Genomic DNA, 21,640 nt, shown 5'->3' with positions numbered 1-21,640 from the left:
TCGACGAGATAGACACCTGCTCGGTCGAATCTACCCAGACTGCACCGGATAGCGGCTACTTCGTCATTGCTCACCGAACAGTACGATTGCGACATTGATCCGGGCGGCGATCGCATCCAGAACAAATGGCAACGCATAACACCGGCGGCGGCAAGCCGGTGACCGGTCGAAGCCGATCAGAAACCACTCGTCAATGCGGCTGATATGCGACTGACGTTCGGCTCACACAGGGTCGGATCAACCTGCGGAAAGGTCCACCTCCGACGCGAAATGGTTCCGCACGTTCCTGCGCCACAGTTCGTAGGCGGGCACCGCGCCGGCGGCCCCGGCCGGCACGGCGGCGCCGTCGGCGAGCGCCACGGCCGCCTCGGTCGACAAGCCGGCCAGCGCCGTGGCCGTGACCTCGGTGTGCACGGGCACGAACCCCGCATACGAGCGCGCCTTGGCCGCGAAGACCACACCCTGCGCCAACTCGGCCCGGTACTCGCCCGCGTCACGCCGCAGCACGGCCAGATCCGCGGGCTCGCCCCCGCCGGCGAACGCGGCGGCCAGCCCGACACCGCTCCACAGGTCGGCCTGCCGGTGTTCGGCGAAGCGCCGGACCGCGGCGGCCACGTCGGGGGCACGGCCCCCGACGATGAACCACAGCGCGCGGCCGATGCCCTGGTCCACCGCACGCAGGAAGTAATCGGGCGCGCCCTCCCAGGGATAGGGCGACGGCACCTCTTGCCGGTCGACCCATCGCCGTGTGTCGAAGTAGGCACGATCGAAGCCGTAACCGTCGACCGCCAGCCAAGACATCGTCGGGTAGTAGGCCGATCCGGTCAGGTCCGGCATCACCTTTTTCCAAAGCACCCTCGGCAGCCGTGCCATGGCGAACCCGATGCCGATGTAGGCGAGGAAGATATGCGGCTGTCCCGGTCCGACCAGCAGATCACGCGCGCGGTGACCGCGGCCGCCGCGCATCGCGTCCAGAACCGTGCACGCCATCGTCGCGCCCTCATAGGCGAATCCGCGCAGCTCCGGGATCACGAAATCCAACCTGCGCTCGAGTTCCCACTGATCGCGCGTGTCGATCCCCCACTCGAACCCGCAGATCACCGACTGGGGGATGGCCTCGAGCCGCCGGGCAGCCGCCGTGGGTTCCGCCGGGAACCCTCGCCGACCGAACGTCACCTCCGCCAGCGTCGGGGCGAGCACGAGCCTGCGCAGAGACCCGAGGACGGTGGGCATCGTTCCTCCCGGACAACCGGACAGTGATGGCGATTACATGCTCATACAGCAAGGAAAGGGATACATCTCCCGAATTGCCATGCCGCAGTCGGGCGGGGATGAGCGCATGAGAGCAGGCGCATCGCGCCGGCCACGGTCGGCACATGAAGGCGGGCAGCGCTCTTCGGACGAGCACCCGGCCGGAGATGCGGCGAGCGGGCACTCATCGGCGGGCCGGGCTCAGGCCCAAGGCGCGAGCGGATACCAGATCAACTCACGGCGCTCGAGAATTCGCACGTCCCAATACAACACCGTGAAAACTCCGGCGACGATGAAGGCGACGGCCACGATGACGGAGGCCCTGCTCGGTTCGGCGGCGATCCAGTTCTGCAGGCGGCGGCCGGCCAAGAGCACCATGAGCAGGAAGATCGCCGCCATGATCACAATATTGCCGAGCGACTGCAGGCTGAAGGCGACGATTCCATAGAGGACATTGTGGCTCTCTGCGGCGTCGCGGAACATCTGCCGGAACAGGCCGAACGGACGCCCGATGAGGAAGCCGCCGATCAGCGCTCCCATGAGGACCATCGGCGCGTTCGGGAAACGCGCTGAGATGCGCGCCATCGGATCGCGCACCACGCCCAGGGCGGCCAGCCCCAGGAAGATCATGATCAGGCCGATGATGCCGAACACGATCATCGACTGGATCATCCGCGGCGACCATCCGACCCTGACCGTCGCCGTCTGGAACTGCGGCATCCGGGTGCCGACGAGGGCGACGATCGCCCCGTACGTCGCGGAAATCGTGATCATCCCCACTGAAAGCCAGCCGAGTGGCTTGAACATCTGCAACACCCGTCCCCGCGCCGTCCGGGTCTGTCCCACGGCCGGGGCCAACGCACCGAAGGCGGCCACGTTGCAGGCGGTGAAGGTCCCGGCGACCCCGGAGGCGAAGGCGAAGGCGATGCCCGCCAGGATGCCGCTGATCGGCGCGTCCTTGGCCTCGTGGCCGAGCATGGTGTCGGCCACATTGTCGCCGATGGTCTGGTCGACGAATTCCGCCGACCACACCACGGTGAGCAGGAAACCGGCCAGCGCGCTGAGCACGATCACCAGGAGCCTTCGGCGCGGAAAATGTCCGTTGACGAACATCGAGGTCGCCGTTTGGTGAACACCCGTGGTCACGACGGCGGCCGGCGGCGGAGGACCCGGATTCTCGACGGCCTGTGACATTGTGAATTCCTCCGCGCGAGGGAGCACGTCCGATACTCAACGGCCGACTTGACCGGCCGTCGGACAAGACGGTTCCACATTCTCACTGCGCGGTACGTCTTTCAGATTGCGACTTCGCCGATGCGGTCAGACGGATTAGAGCGTGGCACTGAGAGTCGGCGGTTACGACGACCGTACAGCTGGGACGAAGGATTCAATTGTCACGCCTCATGACTCGCTCCGCCCGCCGGGCGTTGCGATGTCGGAACGGGTCACGGCCTCGGGTGCCTTCGGATCGAGGTCGAACAATTCACGTAGCGCGGTGGCGTAGGCGTCGCCGCCCGCTGCGGCCGCCAACGCCTTGACCCGCACGGTCGGCGTGTGCAAGAGCTTGTCCACCACACGCCGAACGGTCCGAGCGATCTCGCCCTGCACCCTGTCGTCCAGCTCCGGCAGCCGCCCCGTCAGCCTGGCCAGTTCCGCCTCGACGATCCTTACGGCCTTACCGTGCAGCGCGACCACGGTCGGCGCGACCGCCGCCGCCCGCGCGGCATCAAGGAACGCGGCGACCTCCTCGGTCACGATCCGGCGCACCGCATCGATGGCCTCTGGACCGATCACGCCACGTGTCTGCGCGGACCTGCGCAGATCCTCGAGACCCTCCAGCATGACACCGGACAGATCACCCACAGCCGGATCGACATCGTGCGGCAACGCAAGATCGAGCAAGAACTTGGGGCCCGCCCCGAGATTCTCTTCCAGAAAATCTGCGGTGATGACCAGTCCATTCGCCCCCGTACAGGACACAACCACATCGGCGGTGGCCAGCGCAGCACCCAGATCGGTCAGCTCGATCGCACGTGCAGGCACCTGCGCAGCCCGCGCCAGCCTGACCGCACGCACGTACGTACGATTGGCGATAACGATCTCACCCACACCCGCGCGGGCCAGCACAGTCACGGCCAGCGCGCTCATCGACCCCGCACCGACCACCAGCGCCTGCTTACCCCTCAGCGGCCCGAGATGCTCGGCCGCGTCCCGCAGACCGACGCCGACCAACGACGCCCCGGCCTTGTCGATACCGGTCTGAGCATGTGCCCGCTTACCCACCCGCAGCGCCCGCTGGACCACCTCGTGCAGGCCACGACCGACCGTGCCCTCCGCCTGAGCCAGCCGGAACGCCCGCCGAATCTGACCCAGGATCTGGCCCTCGCCGATCACCATCGACTCCAGCCCACACGCCACCGCGAACACGTGCTGGATCGCCCGCTCCTCGTAGTGGACATACAGATACCGAGACAACTCCTCCAGCGGCACCCCCGAAAACCGGGACAACGACTCCGACACCGCCGAGACCCCGACATGGAACTTGTTCACCGCGGCATAAACCTCAATGCGGTTACAGGTCGACACGATCAATGCCTCGGTCACATGCACGGATTCATACATCTCATGCAGCAACTTGACGAGATCATCGTCAGCCACCGCAACATCTTCCAACATCGCCACCGGCGCGCTCGAGTGACTCAAACCGACAACCAGCAGACTCATACCTCAACCGCCTCAATGCCAGCTCAGCCCGGATGGCTCATCCGCCCCAAATCCCTTGTACTCAGGCCCCATACGTCCACCCATCGGTCCGCCGGTCTTCGCCACATCAAGGGGACTGCCTGTACATCACCGGCGAGCGTAGGCGCCTGCGCACGGTCGTCGCTTCTCTTGGACTGCCCGGGTCGCCGGGCAAGGCTCGATATCAGTGCTGCCGCGGTCCGCCTCCGGGCGGGTGGGAGGACTCGTCAGGTCCGAACGTACAGCGCGAGATGGACACCTCCGAAGTCCCAGGAGTCCGCTCGGCTGAAGCGTTTGTCGGAACGCAGGGCTGTCAGGTTGCGCCTCGGTGTGGGCGTGCGGTACTCGCTTCCCGGTGGCGGGATCTCCACAACCCAGATCCGGCGTTCATCGGCCAGTGCCGCCCGGAGGTCGCCGGTCGGCAGGTCGGTCAGTCCCTGGCCGTGAAGCGTCTCGGCGTCAAGGCGGTCGAACGCGTCTTCGTAGGCGGTCGCGAAGATCCTCCGGTACGCGGGAACGTACAGCACCGCGTCCCCCGGTTCGGCCTTGCCGCCAAGCACGGTGGCCAGGGCACGGAGATTGTCCGGGCGCGCGGTCGGTTCACGGATCGCCAACTGGGCGGGCAGGCTCAAGACGGCGAGAACGGCCAGCGCCACGATCGGAACGGCCGTTCGCGTCCAGCCGGGGAGCCGCTCCGCCAGGTACGCCAGACCGACACCGGCTACTAGGGCCAACGCGCAAACGCAGTGGAGAAGATAACGCGGGTGATAAACGGGCTGTATCCGGGAGATCGTCACCGCCAACGTGAAGGGAACGATCAGCCAGGGCACGACCACGGCGATGTACTCGATGCGACCACGTGGACCCGCGACCCCGATTACCGCCAGCAGGAGGAGCAGCAGGAGTGCGGGGACGGTTCCCGCGACCTCCAAGCCGAAGTCCATGGGAACGCTGATCCCGGGCGGACTCAGCCACGCCACCTGCGCCTGCTGGCCATACGCCATCAGAGCCAGCGGCGCCGCCAGGGCCACCGCCGCGCCGACCCCGCAAGCCCAGCCGAGGAGATGAGCGCGTCCACGCCACATGAGCACTGTCACACCGTGCGCCGCGACAAGGAACAACGAGTAGAGATGCAACCAGCCCAGCAGCGCCAGAACGCCTCCGTACGCCGCATACAGCACGAGCGGTGGCCGAGACCGCTCCAGTGCGCGAACCAGGACATACGTCGCCAGAACAGCACCCGCGCTGACCAGTGCGTACTGGCGGACCTCCTGTGCATAACGGCTGACCACCGGCAGGACCGCGTACATCAAGCCACCGAACAGACCCGCCGCTGCTGAATAAAGGCGCCGCCCCAGCACCGCGATCCCGGCGGCGGCCAGCGCCGCCGCGACCACCGACGGCATCCGGGTGATCATCTCGCTGGTCCCCAGAGCGGTCACCGGACGCAGCAGCAGGTAGTAGAAGGCATGGACCGCGTCGGTGTCCCGCAGAAACAGCCGGAGATCCGCCAGCGACCCGTGAGCGGCGGCGACGCTGACGGACTCGTCCCGCCAGTACGAGGGCCCGCCGATACCCCACACCGTCACGGCCAGCGTCACGAGGGCGGGAACGATCGGCACCGCAGGTGCCCAGATGTTTCGACGCGACCGAGCAGTCACCGGTCCGCCCGCCTCCCCCTGCCCCGGCCGGCGTCTGGCGTCCCCGATCCGGCAGATGTGCACTGTTGCGCGGCGCCTATACCAAGATGACGTGGCCTGTCCGCAGCGCATCGACGTATCTCCTGGCCTTCTCGAGGCTCATACCGGTGTCCGAGCGGACCTGGGTGATTGCTTCGATCCGCTTGCCGTCAGCGATCAGGCGAAGGACGGGTGGAGAGGGCGTCTTGGACACGATCTCGTGGATCACGAGCTCGTCCTTCTCGAGGGAGGCTGGTTGGAGAACATCATCCTCATAGAAGCGCATGTGCAGGCTGAGATCGAACATCCGGTCGTTCACCCGTTCACTCAGCCACCGGATCAGCTCGGTCGGCCCCTGGAACTCCGCGGCGTGGATCTCCTGGCGTGAGGTCAGCGCCCAGCCCGGGCGGGCAGGGCCTTCGCGACGCGCCAGCTCTGAGAAGAGCACTCCGCCGATCCTGTGGGCCGGCCCGCGCTCCGCCAGCGCTGGACGACGCAGAGTCTCCCAAGAGCCTTCCCCACTGTCAGCAACCTGGGGGTCGTCGTAGTCGTCGACGAACACCTCGGGAAAGCCGGTCACGATAGTGAACGCCTCAGGCTCTGGCCCAAGCCCGAGATGCCAGCGAAGCTCAGCCACCTCGGCCTCCGAGAGGTCGTCTGGGAGATCAGCAGTCACCAGCAATTCATACAGATCGGCCACGCCGAGCACCTTAGCGATCCTTGGCCGCTCGGCGTGACAGGCACATCCAGTCGGTCCACCGGCCGGCAGTGCTCGATCGATCAGCCAGGCGAGCACCGATGTCCACCACCAGTTCCCCGGGCCGTACCCCGGCGCCAGCGGCGATGCGCGCGGCCCGCTGGTCAACGAGCGGATGCCAACCCCGCGCCCGCCACGACCGACCGAAGCGGGGGCCGGTTGCGCCGCCTCGGCCATCATGGGAGGGCCGTACGGTCCGGCGCCCGGGACTGTGCACGAACCGTACGACCGTGTTTCGGTCGGCGTGGCCGCGATGAGGTGAGGTCGTCGAGGATGCGGGCGAGCTGCGCGGGGTGATGGGCCTCAAGGAGCTGGTCGCCGACCAGGGCCCAGTAATGCCGGGTAAATCTGCCGTACCAGATCGGCACGTCGGGGAAGGCCTCCTGCAGCACGGCCACCGCAGCGGCCGGGTTGCGGTCTTGAGGTCGGCCAAGCCGGCGGCCAGCGCCTCAGGCGGCACACCATCGGCTGCATCGCCCAGTAGAGCGCTCAGCCGATCGGATGAAGAACATGCAGCGAGTTGCTCCCAGACCACCACGCCGGTGGCCGCGTTCCATCGGCCACGCTCGACCAGCCGCTCATACACGTACGCGACGCGGGAGAAGCTCAGCGTCACCTTATGGACGAGACCACGGGCACCGGCAAGCGCGGCCCATAAGGCTGCCGCAGCGTGAACCATCGCACGTGACCGGTCATCGGTTATCCCGACCGTACGGGAGTCATCGCCTGTCGCGATGCTCCACGAGTAGAGCCGTGGCGGCTTGCATTGCGGCGTGTTGTTGGTCGCACTCACGACTCATACGGTCGTAGCTGTCACTCACCGTGGTGTTCCTGCTTGGAACAATCCAGCCTTGTGACGGACGGACCCGATGGGTTATGCGCTCATGCGAGTGTGCAACCTTCGCAATGGCTCAGGCAGGGTCCGCCGTACGTCCACCAGATGGGAAACCACCGCGCGAGCGGACGGGTGAAAGCGGGTCATCTGCGGTGCGGTCCGTTCGGCACTCAGGAGTCGTTCAAGCGCCTTGTTGTAGTCGCCGGTCTCAACGTGCACCCGGGACATGTCGATCTCGTGGTGCGCTCGCCGCTCGGGGACCAAGCCATTGATGGTCTTCTCGCTGATCTGGTGGTCACGGCGGGCGGCCTCGTCGAGGTCGCCCAGTTCTACTGCGACAGCCGCCCCATGGATGGCCACGTTCGCCGCATTGAACTGCACGCTGTGTACCGGGGGACCGGCCCGCCCGGCCTCGACCATTTCGGCCGCTCTCCCGAAGAACTCCCACGCCTGGCCGGCATCACCCGCACGCCCGGCGACGATGGCGGCCCGCAGGCTCAGTGCCCCAGCAACCTCGCCCGCGTCGACCCGGTCATCCTGCACGTTGTCAGCGGCCCGGGTGAGAAGGGTCAAGGCGGGCTTGTTCTGGCTCATGTTCATCAGCAGGAGCGATCGGGGCAGCGCCACGAGCAGCGGCAGGTGCGGATCTTGGGAGCGGCGCGCAGCGTCGGCAGCCCGGTCCAGAAGCGCCAGCGCGTCACCGGTGTACCCCAGACGGCGGGCGAAGCTGACAGCCGAGGCATGCGCTCGGTTAAGCAACGCCCAAGCGCGCGGGCTGTCGGTCTCATGGGCGTGATAGGTGAGCTCTTCGAGGACCGCCGGCAGCCGCGCGCCGAGCTGGGCCAGACGTGCCTGCAGCAGAAGTCGGCGGGCTGTGGCGACTTCGGCGGCTAGCTGGTCAAGGGTGCGCGGCGGCCCGGCAAGGTCCGGGCCCACATCGACATAGGCCAGCACCTTCCGCAGTTCCGGGATCGCCGCGTGCACCTGATCTTCCCGGCCCGTACTCGCGCGGAACGGCTGTCCGTACAGCTCGGCCACATCGACGCCCAACGCCGCAGCCACCGCAGCCGCGAACGCCGGCGTCGCAACCTTGTGCCCAGCCTCCACCTGGGCAAGGTGCGACCGGGAATAGCTCGCGCGCTGGGCAAGCCCATGCTGGGTCAGGCCGCGCCGTTTACGCACCCGAGCGATACGTACACCGATGGACTCGCGGATGTCCTCACCGGACATAGGCCCTGCCTCCCCTGACTGGTCGCACTCTCAGGCTACGAGGCAGGACCCATGCAATGACAGGGCTTCCGCACAGCACAGCACAGCGCACCGCAGCGGTCAGCAGATGGCGGTGTTCCGGGGCATGACATGCCGTTGGAGCGAGCGGCGTTGCTCGTTCAGCTCGGCTGCTCGTCGAGGAAAGCGAGAGTGACCGCGGCGAAGAGGGGCGAGCTGAAGATGCTGTAGTGGGTCACCCTGGGCAGGATCGTTAGCGCGTGACCACCCTTCGACCGGCCCTCGCCCATCCAGCCGCCGTCGCGGAGGCCGCCGTCGAGCAGGTTGAAGACCTCGACGTAGTGGCTCGGCGGCGCCATGTCGGCGTCGGCGGCGACGATCAGCGTCGGAACCTGCAGATTGCGAACGTCCTCGGTGAAGTCGAAGTCCTTCGCCATCGTCTCGCCGATCTTGTCCAGCAGCCGAGGGAAGTCCTCGGGGCGCGGCGCCACCCGCTGGTAGAGCTGGTACATCGGGGTGTCCTTCATGTACTCGGCGGCGGCCGCGCTCACCTGGCCCTGCTGCGCGCGCATCTCCGCGTAGATCGCGTCGGGCCGGAGGTTCACCGAGGCCACGACGAGCCGGCCGGCCTTGCTCGGGTACTTCGCCGCGGTCTGCAACGCCACCGCCCCGCCGAGCGAATAGCCCACGAGGTCCGGCCTGTCGAGCCCGAGGTGGTCGATGAGCGCCGCGATGTCATCCGCCATGAGCCGGACGTCGATCGGCCGATCGATGTCGGCGGTCCGGCCGTGCCCCTGCAGGTCGACGGCGATGACCTGGTGATGCTCGGCCAGCGCGGGAAGCACCGGCCCGAACATCTCGCCCGACCCGAGCCCGCCGTGCAGCAGGATCAGCGGCCGCCCGGCCCCGTGAGTCTCGAAGTAGAGGTTGATGCCGTTGACCTCAGCGTATTGGCCGGTGCCCTTGACGTCGCGCGTCCAATCGGTGGTCACGGTGATGCTCCTCGCGTCCTCGCTGGTGATGTAATGCCAATGGAGATCCGGCGCCGATCGCGCCGCCCAGATGGTCCTTGCGCCGCAGGCCGAAGCCGTGGCCGGGCAGCAGCCGATCGACGACCGCGTCCGTCAGCGGCGACCTTACCGCCTTCGGTGTGATTCTCGGCGACGTCCTCGATCGCATCGGCCTCAGCGCCGTACAGCCCACCGCCCAGGACGCCGCCCACACGCAACCCGCGCGGCCGCCCACTCCGGTGCCCTACGCATGCAGAATCCGTTTCGGCCGGTCGATGACCCTGCGCCAAGAGCCCGTCGTCCAAGGATTCTGTCGTATCCGACTTATACGGTTTGGGCTGTGGACGTAGGCAGCATGGTGTCGCTTTCTACGCCTTTTATCTTCAGTTCTCACTGGAAGGGCCGATCACCGTGGAAGCGACCCATGAGACCACCTACCTCGAACTGTCCGAGAACGGCGGCGGATCGCACAAGTTCTATGAGGTCACGGTCGACGGCCCCACGATGACCATCCGGTACGGCCGGATCAGCGACGCCGGGCAGTGCAAGACCACGACTTTCGCCGATGCCGCCAAGGCGAGGGCGGCCGCGGCAAAGAAGATCGGAGAGAAGGTTCGCAAGGGATACGCACCGGCGGTACGGGGCGTCCGGAAGAAGCGTGGCACCTCCCGCCGGCAGATCATGAACGCACAGGCCGCAGGCACTCCGGCGGCTACCGGGCGGCATGCGACCCGGCGGGCGCCGGTCCTGTGGCGCTATGCCTCGGGCTCTGCCGCGTTCGGAATCTTCATCGACGACCGGGTGTGCATGGTCGGCAACGAGGCCGGCCTGATCACGACGCTGACGCACGATGCCGAGGTCGTGCAGCAGGTCCGGCTACCCGACGGGGTGAAGTGCATGGTGGCCGACGACGCCTGGCTATACGCGGGCTGTGACGACGGCAACGTGTACGACCTCTCCGGAAAGGTGCCCAGGCTGGCGTACCGGATCTCTCCGGACATCGACATCTTCTGGCTGGACATCCACGACGGCATCCTCGGAGTGTCCGACGCCGGCGGGAGCGTCGTGGCGATCGACCACGAGGACGAGTTCCTGTGGCGCAGGCAGGGACGCGGGAACGCGGGCTGGATGGTGCGGTGTGACGCCGACGCCGTCCACCACGGTCACTCAGGCGGTGTGACCAGCTATGACTGGCGTACCGGAAAGGAGCTGTGGCATCAGTCCACCGGGTCGGTGCTCTTCGGCTGGCAGGAGCGGTCGACGCTGTACGCGGGTACGTCGACCCGGACGGTGGTGCGACTGCGCAAGGACGGCGGTCGTGAGCGGGCCTACGACTGTGACGCGCCGGTCTTCTCGTGCGCGACCGCTGAGGACGGCTGGTACGTCTTCGCCGGGGACAACAGCGGCTCGATCTACTGCTTCGACGAGGCCGGCACCCGCCTGTGGAAACTCGCTACCGGCTGCGGCGCCGCGTACTCCATGCAGTACCACGGGGAGCGCCTCTACATCGTGACCACGGACGGCTCCCTCGCCTGCATCGACGCGAGCGAGGAGGCCATCAGGTCGGCGGAGCACGGCTCGGTGCCCGAAGTCGTCGACGTCAAGGCACCTGTCAGGGTCGAGACCGTCGTTCCGTCGAGGACCGTCGAGATCGTCCACGACAGCAACGGGGGCATTGTCGTGGAGTGCTTCGAGGACCGTGGTCACCTACGGGTACGGGTGGCCTCCCCCGGGTTCCACTCGGATTGGCGCGTGCAGTTCCCGAAGGAGATCCGCGAACGGGGCGCCAGGTATGTCGTCACCGAGGTTCGGGAGTCCGGACGCGGCGGTTTCTACCGCGCGTACGGCGACATCCACCGCCTCGCCTGACCAGCGCCGTCCACGCCGGTCTTGGGCCTATTCCCGAAGGTCCCCGGCCAGGAGATCCATGAGGAGACCGTCGTGCCAGCCGGTGCCGTCGGCGGCGCGTTCGTAGTCGCGCATGACACCGACCGGCCGGAAGCCGACGGCGGTGTAGCAGCGGATGGCCGGTTCGTTGTCGGCGGCGGGATCGATCACCAGGCGGTGGTGCCCTCGGTCCTCGATGAGGTGGCGGGCCAAGGTGCGCACGGCGTCCTGGCCGGCGCCCTGACCGTGTACGGCCGGATCAAGAAAGATGTCCATGGAGGCGTGCCGGTACATGGGATCCTCCTCCTCGCCGTACTGCACGAGCCCGCGGACCACGCCGTCCAGCAGGACCGCGTACGGCACGGTGTCAGGGTCGTCGAACGGCCAGTCCGGCTCGGCGTCGACGTCGCCCCAGCGGTCCCGTACCTCTGGCGTCCGCCGGATGCGCTTGAGTTCCGCCACGTGCTCGGCTGCCACCGGAGCCAAGACGACCGCTTTCCCGCGTAGGTCACCCATGGCAGGAGCCTACGTTTCCTTGATCACGAGGAGCCTATGATTCCACCGACGATGCGCCGACCGGCCATGCGTTACGAAGCCGACGACGACCGGTTCCGACCGACGTGCGGACCCGGCGCGGGTGATACCCGTGCCGGGCTCGTACGTGCGGCGTTGGCGAGCGGTGGCACGGCCTGCGGGCTCATCAGGGCTTCGAGCACGTGGCGCATCCCGTTCGTCATCCGCGCTTCTCGGCGTGGCCGCCGAACTCACTGCGCATCGCGGACAGGGCCGCGTCGGTGAACTGTCCGAGCCCGCGCGACTCGAACCGTTCGATGAGCGCCGACGTGATGACCGGGGCGGGCACGCTCTCATCGATCGCGGCATCCACGGTCCAGCGGCCTTCACCGGAGTCAGAGACGCGGCCCTCGAAGCCGTCGAGCTGCGGGGACCGCGCGAGCGCGTCGGCGATCAGATCGACGAGCCAAGAACCGACGACCGAGCCCCGCCGCCAGACCTCGGCGACTTCGGCGACGTCGATGTCGTACTGATACGCCTCGGGGTCCCGAAGAGGCGCGGTCTCCGCGTCGATGGCGCGGCCCTTCTTGCCCACGTTGGCGTGCCGAATGATGGACAGCCCCTCCGCGATCGCGCCCATCATCCCGTACTCGACCCCGTTGTGGACCATCTTCACGAAGTGGCCGGCGCCACTGGGCCCGCAGTGCAGATAGCCATCGGGCGCGGTCCCATTTCGCGTTCTGCTGGGCGTCGGTTCCGCGCTGCCCCTACCGGGCGCGATGGTGCGGAATACCGGGTCCAGTCGCCGTACGGCCGCGCCCTCGCCACCGATCATGAGGCAGTAGCCGCGATCGAGGCCCCAGACCCCGCCCGAGGTCCCGCAGTCCACGTAGTGGAGCTGCAGTGCGGCGAGCCGCTTCGCGCGGGCCATGTCGTCCCGGTAGAAGGAGTTGCCGCCGTCGATCACTGTGTCGTCCGGTTCGAGCAGCGGGACCAGTTCGTCGAGCGTCGGCTGTACGACGGCGGCGGGCAGCATGAGCCAGACGGCACGCGGCTTGTCGAGCTTCGCCACGAGGTCCTCAAGCGAGGTCGCACCGATCGCGCCCTCGCGTGCGAGTTCCCGTACGGTCTCCTCGTTGAGGTCGTGGACCACGCACTGGTGGCCGTCCCGCATCAGCCGCCGGACGAGATTGGCGCCCATTCTCCCGAGCCCGACCATGCCGAGCTTCATCGGTCTGTCGGTCGTCATGAGATCCCCCCTAGTTCTTCTTCAGCCTCCGGTACTGACTTCGTGCCGGGTTCACAGGGCATGGGTCGTCTTCACGCCTCTCCCCTTCCGGCGGCCACGCGTTCGCGGGCGACCTGCGATACGCCTTCGGGGGTGAACCCGAACTTGGTGAGCAGTTGTTTGAGCGGTGCGGAGGCGCCGAAGGTGTGCATCCCGACGACAGCGCCGCCGTCGCCGATGTAGCGATCCCAGCCGAGCGTCGACGCCTGTTCGATCGCGACCCGCGCCGTGACGCCTGGTGGTATCACCTGGTCGCGGTACTCCCTGGGCTGACGGTCGAACAGCTCCCAGCACGGCATGCTCACGACTCGGGCGCTGATGCCTTCGGCGGCGAGTTCATCGCGGGCGGCGAGTGCGAGCGCCACCTCCGAGCCGGTGGCGAGCAGGATCACGTCCGGGGTGCCCGACGGGGCCTCCGCCAGCACATAGGCGCCTTTCGCGACTCCGGACGCCGCGCCGAACCCGGATCGGTCGAATGTGGGGAGGGCTTGGCGGGACAGGACCAGCGCCGCGGGTTCGTGGCGGAGTGCGGCGACGACCCGCCAGGTCTCGACGACCTCGTTCGCGTCCGCGGGCCGGAACACCAATAGCCCGGGCATCGCCCGCAGCGATGCGAGCTGTTCGACGGGCTGGTGGGTCGGGCCGTCCTCGCCGACACCGATGGAGTCGTGGGTGAAGATGTGCAGGACCGGGATCTCCATCAGCGCGGACAGGCGGATCGCGCCGCGTGCGTAGTCCGAGAAGATCAAGAACCCGGACCAGAACGGCCGGAGCTTGGTGACCGCCATGCCGTTGGCGATCGCGGCCGCCGCGTGCTCCCGCACACCGAAATGGAGGTTACGTCCCGAGTGGTCGCCGGCCTGGAAGTCCCCGGTGCCGTCGAAGACGAGACGCGTCTTCGTCGACGGCGCGAGGTCGGCCGAGCCGCCCAGCAACCAGGGCACCGCCTGGGCCAGGGCGTTCAGCACACGCCCGGAGGAGTCACGGGTGGCCATTCCCTTGGGGTCCGGCGGGAAGGTGGTCAGCGCCGACTCCCAATCATCCGGGAGCTCCCGGCGCTGGATGCGCTCGAGCTCGTCGGCCGCCTGTGGGTAGGCGTCACGGTAGGCCTTGAGGCCGCCCTCCCATGCGGCCCTGGCTCTGTCGCCGCGCGCGCCGATGCCTTCGGCGAACCAGTCATAGACCTGCGGTGGTACGAAGAAGTCGGCATCCTCCGGTAGGCCGAAGAAGCGCTTGGCCGCCCGGACGCCGTCGGGACCCAGCGGCGCCCCGTGCGCCTCCGGCGTGTCCTCCACCGGTGAGCCGTATCCGATATGGCTGTGCACCACCACGAGGGTGGGCCGCTCGGTCTCGGCCTTGAAACTGTGCAGCGCCCGGCTCACCGCATCGAGGTCGTTCGCGTCGGCCACGGTCGTGACGTTCCAGCCGTAGGCGAGGAAGCGCTCGGCGACGTCCTCGGTGAAGGTGATCCTGGTGTGGCCCTCGATCGTCACCCGGTTCGAGTCGTAGATCCAGCACAGCTTGGACAGCCGCAGGTGGCCTGCGAGCGAGGCGGCCTCGGAGGAGACGCCCTCCATCATGCAGCCGTCCCCGGCCAGGGCGTACACGTCGAAATCGAACAGGGGGAAGCCGTCCCGGTTGTAGCGGGCGGCGAGCCACTGGCCCGCGATCGCCATGCCGACCGAGGTCGCCACGCCCTGGCCGAGTGGACCGGTCGTCGTCTCGACACCGCTCGTCAGGCGGTATTCGGGATGGCCGGGACAGTGCGAGTCGAGCCGGCGAAACGACCTCAGGTCATCGAGCGTGACCGCACGGCGGCCGAGGATCTCATAGTCCGGATCGACGGCATGGACTCCGGTCAGATGGAGCAGCGACCACAGCAGGGCCGAAGCGTGACCCTCCGAGAGCACGAATCGGTCGCGGTTCGGCCAGATCGGGTCGGCGGGGTCGAATCTCAGGAAGCGCTGCCACAACGTGTAGGCGACAGGAGCGATGTCCAGCGGGGTGCCGGGGTGCCCCGAGTCTGCGGCCTGGATCGCGTCCATGCACAGGCCGCGGATCGTGTTGATGGAAAGTGTGTCGAGATCGGTCATCATCTGCGTGACTTCCTCGATGCCGGAACCAGTCCGCGATGGCGGTGCCGGTCCGACCTCGGAGATCGCAGCCTTCCTTACGCGAATCTCCGCGATGCCATGCCGCCATCGACATATCCGACATTCAGGCTTCATCGGGACGGCTTCATTGGGAAGAGTCCGACGACCGCGAACCCAGGGACCAAAGGCCTGTTCATCACCTCCTCAGATCGCGAAGCGTCTCCTGCCTAAAGATCACGGTTACGTACGTACCTGTGTGGAGATCCAGCGGCCGTCCTCGGTGAGACGACCGGCGTTGGACGGCCCCCACCCGCCGCGCTCGTACGGCTCTGGTGGCGTCTTGACGTCGAGGATGGGATCGACGATGCGCCATTGTTCTTCCACGTTGTCCTGGCGGGCGAAGTGGCGTGGGTCGCCGGAGAGGGCGTCCGTGAAGATTCGTTCGTACGCGCCTTCCGCTTGACCCGGCGGCGCCGCGAAGTCGACCGACACCGGTACCTCGCGAATCGCGTCGACCGCAGCGGGGTCCTTGGTGAGCAGCTCGAAGGTGACCCCGGGATCGGGTTCCAGCCGGAACCGTACGAGGTTGGGTCGCGGGCGGCCCGCGTCGGCGGACAGGAACAGCATGTGGGGCGGCCGGCGGAGCCGGACCGCGATCTCGGTGGTGGTGACCGCGAGCGCCTTACCCGCCCTGATCAGGAACGGGACGTCGGCCCAGCGCCAGTTGTCGATCCACAGCCGCACCGCGGCGTAGGTTTCGGTGGTCGATCCGGCGGCGACACCCGGCGTGTCGAGATAGCCGGCGTATTGGCCACGCACCACGTCATCGGGGTCGATCGCCCGTATCGCGCACATCAGCCGATGTTTCTCACTGCGTTCGGCCTCGGCTCGGTGGTCGGCCGGAGGATCCATGGTCAGGTATGCCAGGACCTGCAGCAGATGGTTCTGCACGACATCGCGGACGGCGCCGACCGCGTCGTAGAACGCCCCCCGGTCGGCGACGTCGAACGACTCGGCCAACGTGATCTCTACGGCAGCGACATGGTCGCGGTTCCAGATGGGCTCCAGCAGGCTGTTGGCGAAGCGGAACATCACGAGGTTCTGGACCGGCTCCTTGCCGAGGAAATGGTCGACACGCAGCAACCGCTCCTCCGGGAAGTACCGGTGCAGTTCCGTGTTGAGCCGCCGCGCGGAGGTGAGGTCGTGGCCGAACGGCTTCTCCACCACCAGCCGGCCGCGGGTGTTCAGCCCCGCGGTGCTCAGTCCTTCGGCTATCCGGGCGAACAGCGCGGGTGGCATGGCCAGATAGTGGACGGCGAACGCCTTGTCGGCAATGTGCCGGGCGAGTTCGGGGTAGACGGCCGGTTCGGTCACATCGCCGGAAACCGGCACCAGCCGATCGGCGAGCGCACCGAACACGTCCTCATCGACCCGTCCGTACGCGGTCGTGACGCTGTCGTGGACATGTTTCCGCAGCGCGGCGATGTCCAGATCGCGATCCACGCCGATGACCGGCATGTCGAGTACGCCGCGGGCGGTGAGCCGATACAGCGCTGGGATGATCATCTTCTTGGCGAGGTCCCCGGAGATGCCGTACAGCACCAGGACCTGCCCTCGCGGTACGTTCATGACGCCCCCTCCTATGGACGCTACGCATCACAGGCCGTACTCCTCCATGAGGTGGAGCCAGATCTCGCTGACTGTCGGGAACGACGGAACCGCGTGCCACAACTGGTCGAGGGGGACCTCGGCGGTCACCGCGATCGTGGCCGAGTGGAGGAGGTCGACCACCGCGGGGCCGACGAAGGTGACGCCGAGGAGCACGCGGCGGCCGTCGTCGACGACCATCTTCGCCCGGCCGGTGTAGTCGTCGGCCTGGAGGTAGGCGCCGGAGACCGCGCCCATGTCGTACTCCACGGCGCGTACCGCGAAGCCGTCGGCGCGCGCCTGGGACTCCGTACGCCCGACCGCGCAGACCTCCGGGTCGGTGAAGATGACCTGGGGGGCGCCCCGATCGTCGGCGGTGTCGCGGAGCGCCGGCAGGTCGTCGGGCCGGCCCTTCGCGCGGGCGGCGATCACGTCGCCGCACACCCTGGCCTGGTACTTGCCCATGTGGGTGAGCATGTTGCGCCCGTTGACGTCGCCGACGGCGTAGAGCCAGCCGTCGGGGAGGGCCGTCGCCCGCATGCTCGCGTCCACCTCGATCGGGCCGCGCGCCTCCAGCCCGACCGTCTCCAGGCCGATGTCGCCCACGGCCGGCCGGCGGCCGGTGGCGACGAGGACCTCATCGGCCTCGAACCGCGAGCCGTCGTCGGCGTGGACGGTCACCGGGCCGCCCGGGACCGGGCGCTCGACACGGACGGCCGAGCGGCCGAAGCGCACGTCGATGCCCGACTCCTGGAACGAGTTCGCCAGCAGCTCACCGGCGAACGGCTCGGTCCGGTCGAGCAGCCGGTCGGCGCGTACGAGCATGGTCGTCTCATGGGCGCCGAGGGCGTGCAGCGCCTGGGACATCTCGCAGCCGACGGGCCCGCCGCCGATCACGACCAGCCGCTTCGGCACCTGCTGCACGCTGGTCGCCTCCCGGTTCGTCCACGGGCGCGCCTCCCGCAGCCCGGGCACGTCAGGGATGTACGGGTCGCTGCCGGTCGCGACGACGACGGCGTGCCGGGCCCGCAGCGCCCGGGTGTCGCCGTCCGGCGTCGTCACCTCAGCCCGCAGAGGTCCGGCCAGGCGTCCCCGGCCCCGAACGAACGTCGCCGGGACGTTCTCGATCCAGCCCACCTGGCCGCCGTCGTCGAGGTGGGACACCGTCTTGTCGCGGCGGGCCAGCACCGCCGCGGTGTCGATCGGGCCGCGCAGCTCCAGCCCCGGTATCCGGCTCACCTCGGCCGCCAGACCCACCGGCCGCAACAGCGCCTTGCTCGGGATGCACGCGTAGTAGGCGCATTCACCGCCCGCCAAGCGCTCCTCGACGACGGCCGCCGTCAGACCGCCCCGTACGGCGCGCCCGGCGACGTTCTCCCCGACCGGTCCCGCACCTATCACGATCACGTCGAAGACGTCCTCGTCAGCCATGGCACCTCCCCCAGTTGCAGCAGTCCCTACCCCTCGCTTTGCGCCCTATCGCCCGAAAGAGGGAAAGACCGATGCGATCACGTCCGTCACACGGCGTGACAGGCATTCATGGACGCTCCCGCTGCCCCCGCCGGAGCAGGGAGCAGCGGGAGCATTGGACGCTTCCCGTACGTGCTGGATCGGTGGACGGCAGAGAACCCCGGCGCCATCGGTCGGCGTCGGGGTTCGGACGCTCAGCGCCCGAGGGTGAACGTGGCCACGGCACCGGCGGGGAGGGTGTAGGAGAACGTGCGGCCGCCGGCCTGGACGTTGAACCGCTGCGAACCGGTACCCCAGTCGTCGTTCACCGCGAGCAGCGTGACCGTTCCGTCGACGTCACGGAACGCCGTGGTCACGATGTTGCCGGCCACGGAGGAGTCGACGCGCACCGCGCCGGGCCTGACGAATCTGCTCACGTGACCGAAGACGTAGTAGTCGGCGCCCGGAGTCGCCTCACCGGTCGCCGGGTCGATCGTCACCACGCCGGTGCAGGTGTCGCAGCCACCGTTGTGGGGTCCGCCCTCGGGGTCGAGGGCGAGGTTCCAGGTGATCACGGTCTTCGCCCAGTTCCGCGTCCCCCGGACGGTGAGATTGGCCGTGTGCCAGTGCAGTGTGTCGGGGAAGGTCGTGGCCCTGTCACCCGACTCGGTGCCGGAGCATTCGGTGAAGTAGATGTCCTTGTCGGGGTGGGCGTCGTGGAGCCGTGACTGTTGCTCGGCGTCTCCGAAGTAGCAGTGGAACGCCGTCCCGTCGATGTGGCGGCGCGCCTTCGCGTCGTCGAGCACGGACTTCGCGTACTCCGGGTTGGCGGCATCGTCCGGCGGACCGACGTCATTGGGGTGAAGAGACCAGTTGTGGTCGTAGCCGAGGATCTTCGTCTTCAGTCCCGCCTTGTCGAAGGCGGAGCCGACCGCGATGGCCAGTCTGGCCTGCTCCGAATCTCGCAGATCCATGCCCGGGTAACCGCTCGGATTGCGGTTCTGCGGTTCGTTCTGCAGCGTCACCGCGTCGATGGGCACACCGGCGTCCCGATACGCCTTCACGAACTTGACGAAGTACTGGGCGTAGGTGTCGTAGACGCGCTGGTCGTCGATGAACCGGCCGCCGATCAGCGATCCGTTGGTCTTCATCCAGGCCGGAGGGCTCCAGGGCGTGGCCATGACCTTCAGCCGCGGGTTGAGGGCCCGTGCCTGGCGCAGCAACGGGAGGATCTCGGCCTTGTCGTGGGCGATGGAGAAGCGCTTGAGGCCGTAGTCGGTCTGGCCTGCCGGGACGTCGTCATAGGTGTAGTGGGGGCCCGCGACGAAGTCCGAGGCGCCCATCGGCTGCCGCAGGTAGCTCAGCCCCAACCCGCGCCGCGGGTCGAAGAGGTCCCTCATGATGGCGTCGCGGTGCGGTGAGTTCGCGATGAGGTGCGCCGACGAGTCGGTGATCGAGGCGCCGAAGCCTTCGACCTTCTGGAACGTCTTCGCCGGATCGACCGTGATCGTCGGTACGGTTCCGTCGGGGGCGCCGATCATGTCGTCGCGCTGGGCCAGCAGGTTCTTCTTGTCACCGGTCGTCAGCCACGCGTGTACCGCGTCCTTCCCCGCCGTGGATCCGGCGGGCGACCCCGCCGAGCGCGGGGAGATCGCCGACGACATCGCCGAGCCGGGCAAGGCCCCGATCAGCGAGACGATCACGGCTGTGGTCACGATGGTACGTCTGGGTCTCATTTCTCATCCTTCGCTCAGACCCCCGACCGCTCCGCTCCCCCGTGATCTCCTTCCCACATCTTGATCATTTGCGATGGTACGCCCTGCCGTACTGTCCCGCGAGATCACAACGGGGAGGCCGCTCGTCGGTCACAGGAGGGCGAAGCCCAGGGCGTGGTCGAGTTGCCAGGCGGTGGCGGCCAGAACGCCGGTGGTCAGCCCCGCGACGACGAGGATGACGGGGCTGGGTCAACGCCTTGGACGAGCGGTCCAAGGCTCAGGTCGTCGATGCCATCGACCGCCTGGCCGAGGCAGGCCCTGCGCTGGGCCGTCCGCTCGTGGACAGGCTCGAAGGCTCCCGGGTCCACAACCTCAAAGAGCTACGCCCAGGCTCAGCAGGTCGCTCGGAGATCCGGCTCTTGTTCGCGTTCGACCCGTGGCGCTCGGCCATCCTGCTGATCGGTGGCGACAAGTCCGGGAACTGGTCGGGCTGGTACCGGGAAGCCATCCCCCGCGCCGAAGACCTCTACGAGGAGTACCTGAAGGAACGCCAAGCCGAGGAGGAACAGCGATGACGAACTTCCCCAAGTGGAGTGACGTGCGCGCAGACGTCGTCGCCGGGGCCGGCGGCGAACAGGGCGTTGCCGAGGCCCGCAAGCGCAACCAGGCCTACATCGACGGCCACCGGCTCACCGACCGGCGCAAAACCCTCGGGCTGTCGCAGACCGACGTGGCCGACCGGATGGGCGTGACCAAGAGCCGGGTGTCGCAGATCGAACGCGGTGAGGTGTCCACGGTCGAGGTCATCGCCCGCTACGTCCAGGCCCTCGGCGGGCAGATCCAGATCTCCGCGGTGTTCGGCGACGACCTGTACATCCTGCGCGGCACCGACACCCACGCCGCATAACCCCAACGGCAGACCACCACCCGGTCATGGCACCCCAGCCGACCGTCGCAGGTGGCTACTGTCGGCGATTGGCTGGCGTGGAAGTGCGCGGGCTGAGAACGTCTCTTGGCAGGACGGGCTGACTGAGGGCCTACGCGGATGACCGTGCCCCCTGCCCTCTCGCCATCACACGGCCTGATTTCGGTGCGCTCTCTGGCGGCGACTCTACGCAACACCAGCAGATCTGAACATCAGCCGATGATCTCCCCAAACGTGCGACCTTGAAATCGCTCTCCCTCACCGCCCTCGGCCCTGATCAAACTGTGCAAGACCTATAAGGCGACCGAGAACAAGGACGCTCCCGCCCTCTCCCCCCTCGTACGCGCCGCCGGGGGCAAGCAGAAAGTGCCTGGCTACTGCGCGGCCCACCGGCCACCACACGGCAGAGCCACACACCCCACCCAGCAACCGGCGCGAGACCACCCACGATCACAGCCCGTCAAAAACCGAACAAAAACCGCCCCCGGCAAGTCCAAAACGCCATCATCGCGGCATCCCTAACCCGTTCGCGGTCGAGTGCGCCGCCGTTGCCCCGATAGCACCACGACCGCTTGCGGCCAGAGCAGGAGCTTCGCTTGTGATCAGGGAGTTCGTTAGTACA

General features: G+C 67.8%; 17 protein-coding genes. 3 read left to right on the top strand and 14 right to left on the bottom strand.

The annotated features are described in order from the left end of the window. Nucleotides 1-237: 237 nt before the first annotated feature. The 8 genes from HKK74_RS18720 to HKK74_RS18685 all read right to left on the bottom strand — a co-directional run bounded on the left by HKK74_RS18720 (nucleotide 238) and on the right by HKK74_RS18685 (nucleotide 9,483). The gene (locus HKK74_RS18720) at nucleotides 238-1,233 is read right to left on the bottom strand and encodes a DUF1702 family protein (RefSeq protein WP_187244527.1); all 996 of its coding nucleotides are present in this window, start codon (nucleotides 1,231-1,233) and stop codon (nucleotides 238-240) included. Nucleotides 1,234-1,452: 219 nt separating this feature from the next. After that, complete coding sequence (locus HKK74_RS18715; protein WP_246491724.1) at nucleotides 1,453-2,445, bottom strand: hypothetical protein; 993 nt, start codon at nucleotides 2,443-2,445, stop codon at nucleotides 1,453-1,455. A gap of 207 nt (nucleotides 2,446-2,652) precedes the next feature. After that, nucleotides 2,653-3,975 carry a glutamyl-tRNA reductase gene (locus HKK74_RS18710; RefSeq protein ID WP_187244526.1) on the bottom strand — a complete coding sequence of 441 codons (1,323 nt, stop codon included), beginning with the start codon at nucleotides 3,973-3,975 and terminating at the stop codon, nucleotides 2,653-2,655. 245 nt (nucleotides 3,976-4,220) lie between these two features. Beyond that, nucleotides 4,221-5,615 carry a glycosyltransferase family 39 protein gene (locus HKK74_RS18705; protein WP_187244525.1) on the bottom strand — a complete coding sequence of 465 codons (1,395 nt, stop codon included), beginning with the start codon at nucleotides 5,613-5,615 and terminating at the stop codon, nucleotides 4,221-4,223. 115 nt (nucleotides 5,616-5,730) lie between these two features. Further along, the gene (locus HKK74_RS18700) at nucleotides 5,731-6,609 is read right to left on the bottom strand and encodes a hypothetical protein (protein ID WP_187244524.1); all 879 of its coding nucleotides are present in this window, start codon (nucleotides 6,607-6,609) and stop codon (nucleotides 5,731-5,733) included. Next, nucleotides 6,606-6,827: a hypothetical protein gene (locus HKK74_RS18695; RefSeq protein WP_187244523.1), complete on the bottom strand. Its 222-nt coding sequence runs from the start codon at nucleotides 6,825-6,827 to the stop codon at nucleotides 6,606-6,608. Before HKK74_RS18695 ends, HKK74_RS18700 begins: the two co-directional genes overlap by 4 nt. Nucleotides 6,828-7,303: 476 nt before the next feature. Beyond that, a complete protein-coding gene (locus HKK74_RS18690) occupies nucleotides 7,304-8,494 on the bottom strand; it encodes a helix-turn-helix domain-containing protein (protein ID WP_187244522.1) in 1,191 nt (396 codons plus the stop codon). Nucleotides 8,495-8,652: 158 nt separating this feature from the next. Then, complete coding sequence (locus HKK74_RS18685) at nucleotides 8,653-9,483, bottom strand: alpha/beta fold hydrolase (protein WP_187244521.1); 831 nt, start codon at nucleotides 9,481-9,483, stop codon at nucleotides 8,653-8,655. A gap of 429 nt (nucleotides 9,484-9,912) precedes the next feature. Between HKK74_RS18685 and HKK74_RS18680 the strand changes: the two genes are divergently transcribed. Continuing rightward, entirely contained in the window at nucleotides 9,913-11,370 is a 1,458-nt protein-coding gene (locus tag HKK74_RS18680; RefSeq protein WP_312881600.1) for a WGR domain-containing protein, read from the top strand. Between the two features lie 27 nt (nucleotides 11,371-11,397). On the opposite strand, the gene HKK74_RS18675 is transcribed toward HKK74_RS18680, so the two are convergent. From HKK74_RS18675 to HKK74_RS18650, 6 genes are all read right to left on the bottom strand, one after another. After that, a complete protein-coding gene (locus HKK74_RS18675) occupies nucleotides 11,398-11,904 on the bottom strand; it encodes a GNAT family N-acetyltransferase (RefSeq protein ID WP_187244520.1) in 507 nt (168 codons plus the stop codon). Nucleotides 11,905-12,121: 217 nt separating this feature from the next. Then, nucleotides 12,122-13,150 (bottom strand): phosphogluconate dehydrogenase (NAD(+)-dependent, decarboxylating), encoded by a 1,029-nt coding sequence (gene gnd, locus HKK74_RS18670; protein ID WP_246491723.1) that lies wholly within the window; start codon nucleotides 13,148-13,150, stop codon nucleotides 12,122-12,124. Between the two features lie 71 nt (nucleotides 13,151-13,221). Then, nucleotides 13,222-15,285 carry a transketolase gene (tkt, locus tag HKK74_RS18665; RefSeq protein WP_187244519.1) on the bottom strand — a complete coding sequence of 688 codons (2,064 nt, stop codon included), beginning with the start codon at nucleotides 15,283-15,285 and terminating at the stop codon, nucleotides 13,222-13,224. Between the two features lie 237 nt (nucleotides 15,286-15,522). Next, nucleotides 15,523-16,911: a glucose-6-phosphate dehydrogenase gene (zwf, locus tag HKK74_RS18660; protein WP_187244518.1), complete on the bottom strand. Its 1,389-nt coding sequence runs from the start codon at nucleotides 16,909-16,911 to the stop codon at nucleotides 15,523-15,525. Between the two features lie 27 nt (nucleotides 16,912-16,938). After that, on the bottom strand, nucleotides 16,939-18,360 hold the full coding sequence (locus HKK74_RS18655) for a dihydrolipoyl dehydrogenase family protein (RefSeq protein WP_187244517.1): 1,422 nt from the start codon (nucleotides 18,358-18,360) through the stop codon (nucleotides 16,939-16,941). Between the two features lie 233 nt (nucleotides 18,361-18,593). Next, on the bottom strand, nucleotides 18,594-20,114 hold the full coding sequence (locus tag HKK74_RS18650; RefSeq protein WP_187244516.1) for a glycoside hydrolase family 30 protein: 1,521 nt from the start codon (nucleotides 20,112-20,114) through the stop codon (nucleotides 18,594-18,596). A gap of 236 nt (nucleotides 20,115-20,350) precedes the next feature. Between HKK74_RS18650 and HKK74_RS18645 the strand changes: the two genes are divergently transcribed. After that, entirely contained in the window at nucleotides 20,351-20,668 is a 318-nt protein-coding gene (locus HKK74_RS18645) for a type II toxin-antitoxin system RelE/ParE family toxin (protein WP_187244515.1), read from the top strand. Further along, nucleotides 20,665-21,000 carry a type II toxin-antitoxin system RelB family anti-toxin gene (relB, locus tag HKK74_RS18640; RefSeq protein ID WP_187244514.1) on the top strand — a complete coding sequence of 112 codons (336 nt, stop codon included), beginning with the start codon at nucleotides 20,665-20,667 and terminating at the stop codon, nucleotides 20,998-21,000. Before HKK74_RS18645 ends, relB begins: the two co-directional genes overlap by 4 nt. Nucleotides 21,001-21,640: the final 640 nt, after the last annotated feature.

The organism is Actinomadura alba (assembly GCF_014323705.1).
Lineage (GTDB): Bacteria > Actinomycetota > Actinomycetes > Streptosporangiales > Streptosporangiaceae > Actinomadura_C > Actinomadura_C alba.
Note: the sequence above shows the minus strand (reverse complement) of the source record. Positions and strands in the feature narration are given on the sequence as shown.